The sequence below is a fragment of the Bacillus sp. CDB3 genome, from assembly GCF_002081505.1.
Lineage (GTDB): Bacteria > Bacillota > Bacilli > Bacillales > Bacillaceae_G > Bacillus_A > Bacillus_A cereus_AT.
Map to the genome: position 1 here is coordinate 39,240 of NZ_ALBR01000020.1, position 15,325 is coordinate 54,564.

Below are 15,325 nucleotides of genomic sequence, written 5' to 3' on the forward strand. Positions count from 1 at the left end.
GATGAATTGGTATGTAATAATTCCAATGATAATTTCTTTTATCGTTGTGTTTTTAATCGGTGTATACGCATCAAGACGTGTACAAGCAACTGCTAATAATAAATTTTTACAAGAATATTTTCTTGGTGGACGTGAGCTCGGCGGCTTATTATTAGCTATGACAATGATTGCTACGTACGGTAGTGCAAGTAGCTTTATCGGTGGGCCTGGTATTGCTTACAATATGGGACTTGGATGGGTGCTATTATCAGCGATTCAAGTTGTAACAGGATATATCGTTTTAACGGTTATCGGTAAAAAGTTTGCTATTATCGCTAGGAAGATGGAAGCAATTACGCTTATTGATTATTTAAAGGGAAGGTACAATAATAAAGCGGTAGTTGTTCTTTCTGCGTTATGTATTATAATCTTTTTGTTCTCAGCAACAGTAGCCCAGTGGGTTGGCGGCGGACGATTAATTGAGTCACTAACAGGACTTTCTTATACAACGGCACTATTTTTATTTACATTTTCTGTACTTGTGTACGTGCTAATTGGTGGATTTCGTGCAGTTGCTTTATCAGATACGTTATTAGGAATCATTATGTTAGTCGGAACAACAATCATTTTAATTGCTACTGTCATTGCTGGTGGTGGAGTTGAAAAGATTATGCAGGAACTCATTCAAATTAATCCGAATTTAATTACACCATTTGGAGCAGATGGCAGTTTAACGAAATCATATGTGACATCGTTTTGGATTTTAATTGGAATCGGAGTCGTTGGATTACCACAAATTAGCGTGCGTGCTATGTCTTATAAAAATTCAAAAGCTATGCATCAAGCGCTTATCATTGGGACGATTGTCGTTGGTACAATTATGATTGGTATGCATTTAACTGGTGTATTTGCACGAGTAGTACTTCCTGGTATAACGGTACCAGATAAAGTGATGCCGCTACTCGCGATGGAAGTGTTACCACCTTGGCTAGCTGGAGTTTTCTTAGCTGCACCAATGGCAGCGATAATGTCTACAGTAAACTCATTACTTTTACTTGTAAGTTCGTCAATTATTAAGGACATATATGTGAATTACATAAATAAAGATGCAGCAGATAGTACGATAAAGAAAGGTAGTCTTTTGATTACTGGTATCGTAGGATTACTCGTATATGCTGCAGCTATTAAGCCGCCAGATTTTTTAATATGGTTAAATTTATTTTCCTTCGGTGGTTTAGAAGCGGCGTTCATTTGGCCGATTGTACTAGGTTTATATTGGAGAAAGGGAAATGCAACTGGAGCACTCGCTTCCATTTTAGTTGGGGTAGGCTCATATATGTGTATTCATCTTTTCTATCCAAACCCGTTCGGTATACATACAGTTGTCTTCCCAATCTGCTTTGCATTTATTGCTTACATCATTGGCAGTATGGTTACTATGAAGAAAAACGTCTAGATAAGATGGAGAACGCAGTCCGTATAGGGCTGCGTTTTTTCGTATGAATTTATTCTTTTTTATTCTGTATATCCATGACTATTCATAAATTAATAACAACTGAGGGGATGGAGTTGAGGTCGATGAAAAAAGTGTTGTTTTTGGGAGACCCGGGAATTGATGACTCTTTAGCCATCATGTATGGAATTATGCATCCTGATGTTGATATTGTTGGTGTTGTAACAGGATACGGGAATGTAACGCAAGAAAAAGCAACGACTAATGCGGCATATTTATTGCAAATGGCGGGAAGGGAAGATATACCTGTTATTAATGGTGCGAAAATCCCTTTATCCGGGGATTTTGTGACGTATTACCCGGAGATTCATGGGGCAGATGGCTTAGGTCCTATTAAACCGCCAAAAGCATTTTCACCTAATATAAAACCTTTTTGTGCATTTTTTGATATTCTTGAAAAGTATAAAGGTGAATTAATCATTGTTGATGCTGGCAGATCAACGACACTAGCGACAGCATTTATTTTAGAAAAACCGATGATGAAGTATGTGAAAGAGTATTATATAATGGGCGGTGCTTTCTTAATGCCTGGTAATGTTACACCGGTCGCGGAGGCGAATTTTCATGGTGATCCCATTGCGTCGCAATTAGTTATGCAAAATGCCAAGAATGTGACATTAGTGCCACTTAACGTTACATCTGAAGCTATTATTACGCCGGAGATGGTAAAGTATATTACGAAACACTCTAAAACAAGTTTTAATAAGTTAATTGAACCGATATTTACGTATTATTATAAAGCTTATAAAAAGTTAAATCCAAAAATAACAGGTAGTCCAGTACATGACGTTGTTACAATGATGGTAGCGGCAAATCCATCTCTTTTAGATTACGTGTATCGCCGTGTTGATGTCGATACGGTTGGAGTTGCAAAAGGAGAAAGTATCGCTGATTTTCGCCCGCAACCTGATGCGAAAGCATTGAAAAATTGGGTGAGAATTGGTTGGTCATTACATTATAAAAAGTTTCTTGAAGATTTCGTGAAAATTATGACGTAGACATAATAGGAGCATACAAGTTAAAATAATGGAGATGATTATTTAAATAATCATCTCCATTATTTTGTTTTTAAGAGATAAATAGAGAAGAGTTACACAATAGGAGAGGAATTTTACTTGAAAAAAACTATAGTATGCGCAGTGATTGTGGGTATTTTCGTTTTGTTAATCTCGGGTAACTTTTTAGTGAAAAAAGTGTGGAGTTCAAATAATGATGATGCACAGTATATAGCATCTTTTATTGAAGAACATAAAGATGAAAAAAATAGCGCTCTTCTAGTAAAGAGAAATGATAAAGTTGTGTATTCTGTAAATCCAGATGTTGTATTGCCAGTTGCTAGTACGATGAAGTTAATTGTGGCGCTTGAATATACGAAACAAGTTACAGAGGGGAAAATCGACCCGTCTAGTTTCGTTTCAATTAATGATGTGAATCGTTATTATGTGCCGAATACAGATGGTGGTGCACAAGACAGATGGCAAAGTTATTTGCAAAAAAAAGAAAAAATAACTGAAGGGGCAGTCTCTTTAGAGGAAGTTGCAAAAGGTATGGTTAAGTTCAGTTCAAATGCGAATACTGAGTACTTAATGGAAGTGTTAGGATTAGATAACATTAATCGTAATTTACAAAGTTTATCGCTTCCTGCACATCAACCGTTATTTCCGATCGTTTCATCTTTATACATTCCGGGATATTTGCATAAAGAACTACATGTTCCAAAATATAAAATAGAGAAAAAGTTAAAAGAAATGTCTCAAGAGCAATATCGAGAGTATGCGATGATTATTCATGAACGCTTAAAAAAGAAGGGCCCATTATTACAGAAGGAAATTCCTCTTTATTTGGAAGAACGTTACGACAAAATTTGGTCGGATAGATTGCCGGCTGCTTCTGCAAACGATTATATGGTATTGCTTCAAAAGGCAAATCATAAAGGTGGCTTGACAGAAGCAGAAGAAAAAGTGTGGGCGGATATCGTTGAAACGGATATGAGTGCCAAGAAATATCGTAAAACATTTAGACACGCGGGGCAAAAGAATGGTTATACACCATGGACAGTTACAAAAGCGGTTTATGCAATGGATAAACGCGGGAACTGTACAGAAATTGTATTTTTAGCAAATAATTTAAATGAAGATGACAGTGCTGAAATACGTAAACATTTAGCAAATTTACACTTCCAAGTGTTGCAAAGTGATAAGTATGATGCGACTTTTATTAAATAAACTCGGTGCTATGAGCGCCGAGTTTATTTTTATTCCGTAAACGACCGATTGGTGAAGGCTAATAATCAGTGGGGGATGAACCACCCACTGATTAAAGTTTCACTTTATGTACAAGCACTTTTTAGCTATCGCTGGGTATGATGGGTAGTAATACTTAGGCGAAAGGGGAAAAGGTGATGAAACAGAGTAAAGAAGAGTTTATTAAAAATGAAGGCGCTGATTTCCCTGGGAAAACATATGTAGACTGTGTACTACAGCATGTATTTGATTTTCAGCGTAATTATTTATTGAAAGATATGTTTCAAGTGCATAGGGCACATATTATTATGTTAACTGAAGAAAAGTTAATGAAAAGAGAAGAAGCGAAAGTTATATTAACAGCACTTAAAAAGGTAGGGGCAATTCCAAAGGATCAGTTGCTATATACAGAGCAACATGAAGATCTTTTTTTCTTAGTTGAACATTTACTTTCTCAAGAAGCAAAGTGTGAATTTGTCAGTAATATGCATATCGGTAGGAGTAGAAATGATATGGGGGTAACGATGTATCGCATGAGTTTGCGGCAATATGTATTACGGTTAATGGAACATCATTTATTGCTGCAAGAAAGTATGCTGGAGCTCGCTGAGGAACATATGGGAACAATTATGCCTGCGTATACACATACACAACCAGCGCAACCAACAACATTTGGTCATTATGTTTTAGCAATTTACGATACGATGCAAAGAGACTTAGAACGAACGAGAAAAGCGTATCATTTTGTAAATCATTCTCCCATGGGGGCAGCTGCCCTTTCTACAACAAGTTTCCCGATTAAGCGAGAGCGAGTGGCACAGCTACTGGGATTTACAAATGTAATTGAGAACTCATATGATGCTGTCGCTGGAGCGGATTATTTATTAGAAGTTAGTTCGTTGCTAATGGTTATTATGACGAACACGAGTAGATGGATTCATGATTTTTTACTATTAGCGACGAAAGAATACGATGGGATTACTGTAGCGAAGCCATATATACAAATAAGTAGCATTATGCCGCAAAAACGAAATCCTGTTTCAATTGAACATGCACGCGCTATTACGAGTAGTGCTTTAGGGGAAGCCTTTACTGTATTTCAAATGATTCATAATACACCATTTGGCGATATTGTCGATACGGAGGATGACTTGCAGCCGTATTTATATAAAGGAATCGAAAAGGCCATTCGTGTTTTTTGTATTATGAACGCAGTTATTCGAACGATGAAGGTAGAAGCGGAAACGTTAAAAAATCGTTCATATAAACACGCGATTACGATTACAGATTTCGCAGATGTTTTAACAAAGAACTATGAAATACCATTCCGGCATGCACATCATGCAGCAAGTACGATTGCGAATATGTCTATGCAGCAGAAGAAAGAATTACATGAATTACATTTCAAAGAAGTAAATATGTACTTGCAAGAAAAGTTAAGAGTAAATTTATTAGAAGAAGAGTGGAAAGAAATTATATCACCAGAAGCTTTTATTCAAAAAAGAAATGTATATGGTGGTCCGAGTAAAAAAGAGATGGAGCGTATGATTCAAAAACGAAAAGAATCTTTTCGAAAAGAAGAAGAGATATTTGAGAAGGAAAAGAAGAGAGTTTTGCATGCTGAAAATGATTTGAACACATTAGTTTCAAATATTATTGAATCGTAAAAGGAGGATTTAATGAATTAATCGCCAATACTTAATTAAAATATAAATCGAGGGAAGAGATTGTCGATGATTCAATTACACGTATATGAAGAGGTTCTCCGTTTTAAAGAAGATGTTACATCATTTTTAGAAAAGAATGAGCAGGCAAATAATTTAATATTAGGCGTTTTACAAGTTGTTCAAGAACCGATATTTATGGCGGTAGCGAAACGAGGAGAAGAAGTTACGATTGTATTTCTTCAAACTGTGGAAAGACAAATGATTGTTGCAACTTCTGAAATTGCGGAAGAGGATATAGTGGAACTTGCAAAGGAGTTAACGAAAGTATATCCAGATATTCCTGGTTTCATTGGCAATAAGAAAGTCATAAAGAAGTTAGCTGAAGAGATTGCGATATTAGAACAGAAAAAAATTGTAGTTGGAATGGAGCAAGGTGTATATGAATTAAAACGAGTAAAGAAGAAGTGGAACAAGGATGGGATTTTTCGTACGATAAATAGTGATGAGCTACCATTAATAGAAAAATGGATATATCAATTTTGCGAAGACGTGAAGTTACCTACTACGAAAGAGGAAGCGAAACAAACCGCGCATACATTAATAACTACCAACCGTCTATTTGGTCTGGAGGTTGGCGGGAAATTAGTCTCTGTAGCTGCAAAAACAAGACCAACTACAAATAATATAACAGTTAATTTCGTATATACGCCGAAAGAAGAACGGAAAAAAGGGTACGCATCAAATTGTGTAGCTGCACTTAGTCAACGTATGTTAGATGAAGGTTACAAAACAACGACATTATATACTGACCTGGCAAATCCAACATCGAATAAAATTTATCAAGAAATTGGTTATGAAGAGATTATGGAGTCTGTACTTATATTTTTAGAGAAGTAGAATGAAAAGGCACACTAGTATAGCGTGCCTTTTTGTTATTCATCAATTCGAATTACCTCACCTTGCGGGAAGTCCTCTGTTTCTAGTAAGCTACGAATTGCCTTTGCAACATATTCGGGTAACAGTAGCTTTCCTTCTTCTTTTAATGCGATGAATCGGTCTAAATTTATGAAGTCTTCTTTATTTGTTTCACGAATTTGAGCTTGCATATTTGTATCAACGACACCAGGTGCAAAAGCGACGATTTTTACTGGATATTCTTTTTCTTTTTCTTCGGTCGCTACACACTGTGTAAACATATTTACGCCAGCTTTCGTTGTACAATAAGCTCCCCATCCGAAATAAGGATTTTTTCCTGCGCCAGATGAAATGTTTATAACACGTTTATCTACTTTCCAATCTTTCGTATGTTTCATGAAAGTGGAGGTAAGAATCATAGGTGCAAGTAAATTAATTTGAACGTTCGTAATGAACAGTCCGCTCTCAGCTTTTTCAATTGGTTTCATAGGTGCAACTGTGCCAGCGTTATTAATTAAATGAATAGATGATACAGCCTCTTCATTAATAGATGAAATGATTTCGTTAAAGTTAGTTTCTAAATTATGTACATCTTGAAGATCTAAGGAATGGAAAATGCAATTGCTGTTATTTTGCTCTGCAAGTTTAGTAAGCTCTTTATTTTCTCTTCTAGAAATAGAGATGACCGTTGTATTTTCTTCTAGCAATTGCGTGGCAATTGCCTCACCTAAACCTTGTGAAGTTCCTGTTACGATAACGTAGCGCATAGTTTTATAAACCCCTCTCGTATGTGCGGAATTTTGTTGGACAACGTACGTTGCATAGTTTGTCTACATTTTATAGTATAGAGCACTTTTTACTATAAATGAAATGAGATGATTATGTGCCTTTTATGAATCGCTTTACGACAACTGTAACTGGTGCCGTCACGTTTACTGGGAACACGTTGGGGTTAAGTCCTACATCACCTGCACCAAACAATAACTTCGGTACGATTGATGTGTTCACAACGATAAATACATCGCTTCAAGTACCTGGATTCCCGGCAGGAAAAACGAATGACTGGCCATTAAATTCTTCAAGTGCAATTTTGAACCTTCCAGCAGGGAGTAGTGTTTTATACGCAGAACTAGTGTGGGCTGGCACATACAGGACTGATACTGAGGATGTTACTGCATTTTTAAATGATAATATTTCGTTTACAACACCAGCAGGAACATTTTCTGTTGCACCAGATCCTGCAACGGCGCAGCAAGGTTCAGTTGGGAACCAGTTTTATTATGTTCGCTCTGCTAATGTAACGAATCTTGTTAATGTAGGTGGAGCAGGAACATATACAACGGGTGCTGTACCGGCTACAAGGACTTCTGCTGATCCAACAGTCAGTCGTTCAGCTGGTTGGACGCTTGAGGTAGTTTATCAAAATGCAAGTTTACCTCTTAGGAATTTGTCAGTGTATGCAGGGCAAGAAATCATCGATGCTTCATCACCACCAGTTGATGCTATTATTTCAGGTTTTGCAACGCCGTCTACGGGAACTGTTACAGGAAGAGTACTTGTAACTGCTCAAGAAGGTGATTCTAACATTGTTGGAGACCAACTTCGCTTTGGGCCGAACGCTAATGCTACAGTTGCATTATTCGGACCGAGAAACCCCGCAAATAATTTTTTTCAGTCACAAATTTGTAATGACAGCGGAAATTTAGATACAACAGGCACATTTGGAGATTTGAATCAGCCTTTAGGAATCGCGTTAGCCGTTCGAAGACAAGGATGGGATATTACGAATGTAGATGCCTCATCATCATTAATAAACAATCAAACGTCAGCGACGGTTCGTTTCGTTACAAATGGAGATGGATATGCTGCAGCTGGTTTTGGGGTTCAAATTGATGCGACGGGGCCAATTATTAACCCTGTTAAATCGGTTGATAAAACAGTGGCAGCAGTTGGAGATATTCTCACATATACGATTACCGTTCCAAATACAGGGACGGGAAGTGCAGATAACGTTGTATTACAAGACAGTATTCCGAATGGAACGACATTTATAGCCGGCAGTGTGACAGTAGGAGGAGTAACGCAGCCGAGTGCGAATCCAGCTAGTGGAATAAATTTAGGTACAATCCCAAATAACGCTCAAAGAATTGTTACATTTCAAGTGAGAGTTACGTCATTCCCAAATCCAAATCCAATTTCCAACCGTGCAATGGTATCTTACCAATTCCGTCCTTTCGTCGGAAGTCCTCCTATCACAAGTACAGCTTCTTCAAATACAGTACAGACGACGGTAAACCGTGCAAATCTTAGTTTGCAAAAATCTGTAGATCTACAGACCGCAACACTTAATGACGTATTAACGTACACAGTTAATGTGACGAATAATGGGAATGTTGCTGCAAACAACGTTATTTTTGTTGATAGTATCCCTGCAGGAACAACATTTGTCGCAAACAGCGTTACGGTAAACGGAGTAGCACGTCCAGGAGCGAATCCAGCAAGTAGTATTAATCTTGGAAGTATTAATGCTTTGCAAACGACTGTAGTACGCTTTCAAGTTCGAGTAACATCGAGTCCTCTTGTAAATCCAATTCCAAATCGTGCGAGTGTCACATTTAACTTTACTCCAGTGCCTGGTCAACAACCAGTTTCAGGGCAAGCGACAAGTAATACTGTATTTACTACTATTAATATAGCTGATATAAGAACGAGAAAAACAGTGGATAAAGCTTTTGCAACGGTTAATGATGTTCTTACGTATACAGTTACAATTGAAAATATCGGAAATGTACTTGCGACAAATGTTACTTTTCAAGATCCAATCCCAATTGGAACGACTTTTATCCCAAATAGTGTAACTGTTGATGGAGTTTCGCAACCTGGAGCAAATCCAGCGGCTGGGTTTACAGTAGCAAATATATCTCCCAGTGGAAGTAGGGTAGTGACTTTTCAAGTACGAGTGACATCAACGCCATCAGGAGGTACGATTGCGAATCGCGGAAATGTATCTGCTAATTTCGTCGTTATTCCGAATCAGCCGCCAGTAACGATTAATAGACAAACGAATACAGTTGTAACACAAGTTAATACAGGTGGTTTAAATGTAATAAAAGAAGTAAATACAGCTCAAGCGGCAGTAGGAGATACTTTAACGTACACGATTGCTGTTCAAAATACAGGAAACGTTCCGTTAACAAATGTGTTTTTCCAAGACACTATTTCTTCCGCTGTTTCATTTGTTGCAAATTCTGTAACGATTAATGGAGTACCGCAAAGTGGATTGAATCCGAATACAGGATTTTCTCTTCAAAATATTCCTGCGGCTCAAACCGTTGTAGTCACATTTGACGTATTAATTGTACAGGATCCAGAAAATGAAGATATTTTAAATAGTGCAACTGTATCCGCAAGTTTTCAAGTGAATCCGAGTGAACCACCAGTTACTATTACTGTTCCGAGTAACGTCGTGAATACGACAGTACAAACAGGGAGCTTTGAAGTTATAAAATCTGTGAATACGAGTGTTGCAACGGTAGGGGATGTGTTAGTATATACAATCGAAATAATTAATGCAGGTAGTGTACCAGCTACAAATGTATTTTTCCAAGATTCAATTCCGCAAGGGACATTATTTATTGAAAATAGTGTATTGGTTAATGGTGTTTTACAAGAAGGGGCTGATCCAGAACTTGGATTCCCATTAAATAATTTGCCTACTGGTGCGAGTGTAATTGTTACGTTTGAAGTATTAATTGATGAAATTCCCCAAGGAAATAATGTCGTAAATAATGCGAATGTAACTGGAGATTTCCTTGTAAATCCAACAGAGCCACCGATTACTGTAACAGTACCAAGTAATACTGTTATGACAGTGGTGAATTCTTCAGGGTTAAATGTGAGGAAAAATGTAAATGCAAGTGAAGCTGGTAAAGGAGATACGCTAACATATACAGTTACTATACAAAATAGTGGAACAGTAGCAGCGACAAATGTATCATTCCTTGATCCGATTCCATCTGGAACAACGTTTGTAGCGAATAGTGTAACGATAAATGGAACGCCCCAACCAGGTTTAAACCCAACAACTGGATTTCCACTTGCTAATATTCCAGTAGGAGGGATGGTAACGGTCACTTTTCAAGTGTCAATCACAAGTGTGCCAATGAATAGAGTACTTCCGAATAATGCAAATGTAACTGCGGATTTTCAAGTAAGTCCTTTGCAGCCACCGATTACAATTGTAACGATTAGTAATATAGTCGTGACGCGAGTGAATGTAGGTTCAGTTAATGTAATAAAGAGTGTAAATACATCACAAGCAGGTATAGGAGATACGTTAACATATACGATTCGTGTTCAAAATACAGGAACTGTTCCTGCCACAAATATTATTTTTCAAGATCCAATCCCATCTGGAGCTACATTTGTAGCGAATAGTGTCACGATAAATGGAGTCGTTCAGCAAGGTGCGGACCCTATGAAAGGTTTTCCAGTTACAAATATTCCAGTCGGGCAAACCGCTACAATTACGTTTCAAGTTAAAGTGACGATTGTTCCAAGCGGAGGGAATATAAGAAATCAATCGAATGTTACTGCAAGTTTCCTTATAAATCCGGCAGGGCCTCCTATAACGAATGTTACGAATAGTAACTTTGTAGTGACACAAGTAAATACAGCACAGTTAAATATGCAAAAATCTTCATCTGTACAACAAGCTGCACTTGGAGAAACTTACACGTATTCTGTTGTCATTCGGAATAACGGCACAGTACTAGCGACGAATGTTTCTTTCATTGATCCAATTGCTCTAGAAACAACATTTGTAGCAAATAGTGTAACGATAAATGGAACGCCACAACCTGGGTTTGATCCAAATGTTGGTTTTCTGATTCCTAATATTGCAGCTGGGACATCATTGACTGTAACGTTCCAAGTTACAGTAGTTGCGCCATCCCCGCGCGGAGCAGTATTAAATACGGCATCTGCTACAGCCACGTTCTTATTAAATCCTTTACAACCACCTGTAACAACGACAAATTCAAGTAATACGACAGTAGTTACAATACCGTTACCTCCTCCTGGTGAAGTAACAGCAACAAAAACAGTTGACGTTGCAACTGGAACAGTTGGGGATGTATTAACGTATACCGTGTTAATTTCAAATGTAGGAATTATACCTGTTACAGATGTGTTCTTCCAAGATGTCATACCAGAAGGGACGACATTTGTAGAAGATAGTGTAACGATAGATGGGGTGCAGCAACTGGATTTAAATCCAGAAATAGGATTTGCAGTTACGCCATTATTAATTAATGGCGGAAGTATTGAGGTAACGTTCCAAGTGACGATTACAGAAATTCCAGATAATGAAGTCATATTAAATGATGCAGACGTTACATTTACTTCGCAACCAAACCCGCAAGAACCACCGATTACGGAAACGATATTAACAAATTTAGTCGTTACGACGATTAATATAGCGTTTATTTTTCCGTTAAAACTAGTAGATAAAGAAGTAGCGACTGTAGGAGAAATTTTAACGTATGATGTATTGATTTTTAATCTCGGAACAGTGCCAGCGACGAATGTTCAATTTATCGATACGACTTCTTCTGGTGTAAAATTTGTACCGGGAAGTGTGAGCATAAATGGAGTACCAGAACCAGGATTAGATCCTTTTATCGGTTTTACAGTTCCAAATATACCTGTAGATGATTTTGTGCTTGTCACATACCAAGAGATGGTAACGATCATCCCTCAAGGTGGAACAGTTGTAAACTTTGTAGATGTTACAGCGACATTTGTTGTAAGTGAGACAGAGCCGCCTATTACTGAGACAACGACAAGTAATACGACATTAACAGAAATAAATGAAACTGGTTTGAATGTTTTAAAATCAGTAAGTCAGCCAATTGTTGCAATAGGCGATACAATCACATATACAACAGTAGTTCAAAATACAGGGACAGTGGTAGCAACGAATGTTCAATATAGTGATATATTACCTTCGTCTATAATGTTTGTACCGAACAGTGTAGCGATAGATGGTGTGTCACAACCTGGATTCAATCCTAATAATGGATTCTCGCTTCCAGATATAAATCCAGGGGAAAGTGTAGAAGTCACATTCCAAGTAACAGTTGTCAGTGTTCCATCAAACGGAACGATTGCCAATACGGCAAATGTGACTGGAAGCTTTATATTAGTACCAGGAGAACCACCAGTTGTAGTAAATCAGCCAAGCAATACAACACTCATAACTGTAAATAGAGGACGATTTAATGTTATAAAACAGGTGAACAGGGCTGCGACTCTCGTTGGCGATGTATTAACGTATACAGTGCAAATAACGAATACGGGAACAGTAACAGCTAACAATGTTCAGTTTATTGATATGATTTCAGTAGGGGCGTCATTTGTCCCAAATAGTGTAACGATAAATGGAGCCCTGCAACCAAACTTAAATCCGATTACTGGCTTTGGAGTTGGAGATATACTCGTTGGAGAAACGGTAATAGTGACGTTTCAAGCGACAGTTACAAACATCCCGTCATCAGGAACAATTACGAATGTTGCAAACATAACAGGAAGTTTTACTTTAGTACCAGGAGAACCACCAGTTGTAGTAACAGAGCCGAGTAATACGACAATAACAAGGGTAAATAGAGGGCGATTCAATGTTATAAAAACTGTCAACAAACAGGCGACACGATTAGGAGATACGTTAACGTATAGTGTGCAAGTTACAAATACAGGAACGGTAACAGCGACAAATGTACAATTTATTGACGTTCCATCACTTAGTTTAAAATTCGTTGCAGGGAGTGTACAGATAAATGGGATTCCGCAAGTAGGTTTAGATCCTTTTGTAGGCTTTTCATTACCGGATCTCCCAGTAGGAGTTAGTGTCCTCATAACGTTTGAAGTAACTGTAATCTTAATCCCGCCTTCTAATAGCATTATGAATTCGGCGAGTGTAACGGGTAGTTTTGAACTTATTCCAGGAGAACCACCGTTTACAATTACGAGTTCAAGTAATACGACAGTAACTCCAGTAAATAGAGGTAGTTTAGATATGCTAAAAGAAGTAGATCATCCAATTGTTGGAGTAGGAGAAACGGTAACGTATACTGTTCGTATATTAAATACTGGTACGGCTGATGCGATGAATGTTCAATTTATAGACGTGTTATCTCAGGAAGCTGATTTTGTCCCAAATAGTGTAACGATAAATGGAATACCACAGCCGGGGTTAAATCCACAGATTGGATTTACGATACCAGATATCCCAGTCGGTGAAACGGTGATTATAACATATGAAGCTACGATTACAAGTTTTCCTGATGGTGGTACGGTAGTGAACGTTGCTGGGGCATTAGCAGAATATATTTTAGTACCAGGAGAGCCACCAGTTACAGTGATGGACACAAGTAATACAGTTATTGTAACGGTAAATACTGCAATTTTGTTTGTTGCAAAAGGAGCAAACTTTGAAGTAGCGATGGTAGGAGATGTTATCACTTACGGAATTGCTGTTATAAATGATAGTACAGTTCCTGTGACGAATATTATTTTAACAGACATCATTGACCCAAATACGTTATTTATAAATGGCACGGTAACAGTAAATGATATACCTTTTCCATTTGCCAATCCGAATACCGGTATCCCTTTAGGTAATTTTCAGCCAAATGATGCAGCGATTATTAATTTCCAAGTTGTAATAACAGGAGGGCAAATAAATAATTTAGTTACAAATACAGCTACAGCGAATGGGCTTGCAACTGTAAATCCTAATGAGCCGCCAGTAGTAGTTGAAGGCGATAGTAATACAGTCGTTATCCCGTTTATTCCTCAAAATGTTTCAACAACAGTCGTAAAAACGGCAGATCTTCAATCAGCAACGATAGGCGATGTCATTACGTTTACGACAGTTATTACGAATACGGGGGATACAGCGATACAAAATATTCGTTTTCAAGATATGTTAGATAGTAGTTTTCGATTTGTTCCTGGAAGTGTAACTGTTGATAATACGCCAGTGCCAAATGTAAGCCCAGTATCAGGGTTTCTTATAGGAAGTTTAAATCCAGGTGAAGCACGGACAGTTTTGTTCCAAGTAACAGTTCAGAGTGCACCAAGTGGTTCAGGGAATTATGTTAATCAAGCGAGTATTCGCTTCGAACATCAAGTAGGCACAGTATTGCCACCTGTTACACAAATAATAGATAGTAACATAGTTGTCATTCCATTTGTTCCAACGATAGAACAAATTTGTGAAACAAACTTTAATTGTTTAGACAAAATTCCATTTCACTGTTCACCGTGTAATCAGTTGCAAATAAATAAAAAATAAACACAAAAAGAGCATCCTGAAAGAATAGGATGCTCTTTTTGTTTAGATCAAGTAGCTTCTTCTTCGGGAGAAGTGAAAAATTCGTTGACTTTGTTGGAGAGTAGAAATGGAATAGCTCCTTTTATAACGGAAATGTCCCAGTCCCACCATGCAAGGTTTTCTAGTTTTTCAATGATTTCTTGCGAGAAACGATATCGAACTAGTTTGGCAGGATTACCAGCGACGATTGCATATGGAGGTACGTCTTTTGTAACAACACTCTTGGCCCCGATAATGGCCCCGTTACCAATTGTAACACCAGATAAAATGCAGGATTGATAACCAATCCATACATCATTGCCGACTACGATATCACCTTTTGAAGAAGGATGACCAGTAATGTGTGCTCCTTCTTCGAAGAGGACATTAAATGGATAAGTTGTTATCCAATCAGCACGATGTTCACCGCCAAGTACGAAAACGACTTCTTCTCCTAATGAACAAAACTTACCTATTTTTAATTTTGTTTCATCATTCCAAGAAAAAATAATAGGGCCTACTTTACTGTAAGTATAATCACCGATATCATATTTATTATATTCAGGTTTTTGATTTAAATATAACATACCAATTTTAGCATCCTCTCTAAAGAAAGTAATGGATATGGAACATT

8 protein-coding genes are annotated in these 15,325 nt (G+C 37.6%); 6 read left to right on the plus strand and 2 right to left on the minus strand.

Going from position 1 to position 15,325, the window contains the following annotated elements; all coding sequences use genetic code 11:
• Position 1 precedes the first annotated feature (1 nt).
• The 5 genes from panF (at position 2) to CDB3_RS06645 (ending at position 6,299) form a co-directional block, all read left to right on the plus strand.
• Entirely contained in the window at positions 2-1,435 is a 1,434-nt protein-coding gene (gene panF, locus CDB3_RS06625; RefSeq protein WP_071772002.1) for a sodium/pantothenate symporter, read from the plus strand.
• Between the two features lie 122 nt (positions 1,436-1,557).
• Positions 1,558-2,490: a nucleoside hydrolase gene (locus CDB3_RS06630; protein WP_071747631.1), complete on the plus strand. Its 933-nt coding sequence runs from the start codon at positions 1,558-1,560 to the stop codon at positions 2,488-2,490.
• A gap of 117 nt (positions 2,491-2,607) precedes the next feature.
• Positions 2,608-3,717: a serine hydrolase gene (locus CDB3_RS06635; protein ID WP_128853834.1), complete on the plus strand. Its 1,110-nt coding sequence runs from the start codon at positions 2,608-2,610 to the stop codon at positions 3,715-3,717.
• Between the two features lie 176 nt (positions 3,718-3,893).
• A complete protein-coding gene (argH, locus tag CDB3_RS06640; RefSeq protein WP_128853835.1) occupies positions 3,894-5,402 on the plus strand; it encodes an argininosuccinate lyase in 1,509 nt (502 codons plus the stop codon).
• Positions 5,403-5,468: 66 nt separating this feature from the next.
• On the plus strand, positions 5,469-6,299 hold the full coding sequence (locus tag CDB3_RS06645) for a GNAT family N-acetyltransferase (protein WP_128853836.1): 831 nt from the start codon (positions 5,469-5,471) through the stop codon (positions 6,297-6,299).
• A 35-nt stretch (positions 6,300-6,334) separates the two neighbouring features.
• Here the strand turns inward: CDB3_RS06645 and CDB3_RS06650 are convergent, their stop codons facing one another.
• Positions 6,335-7,084: a (S)-benzoin forming benzil reductase gene (locus CDB3_RS06650; RefSeq protein ID WP_128853837.1), complete on the minus strand. Its 750-nt coding sequence runs from the start codon at positions 7,082-7,084 to the stop codon at positions 6,335-6,337.
• A 116-nt stretch (positions 7,085-7,200) separates the two neighbouring features.
• On the opposite strand from CDB3_RS06650, the gene CDB3_RS06655 reads away from it, so the two are divergent.
• The gene (locus CDB3_RS06655) at positions 7,201-14,673 is read left to right on the plus strand and encodes a DUF7507 domain-containing protein (protein WP_128853838.1); all 7,473 of its coding nucleotides are present in this window, start codon (positions 7,201-7,203) and stop codon (positions 14,671-14,673) included.
• A gap of 47 nt (positions 14,674-14,720) precedes the next feature.
• Here CDB3_RS06655 and CDB3_RS06660 read toward each other — a convergent pair whose 3' ends face one another.
• On the minus strand, positions 14,721-15,278 hold the full coding sequence (locus tag CDB3_RS06660; protein WP_063219680.1) for a CatB-related O-acetyltransferase: 558 nt from the start codon (positions 15,276-15,278) through the stop codon (positions 14,721-14,723).
• Positions 15,279-15,325: the final 47 nt, after the last annotated feature.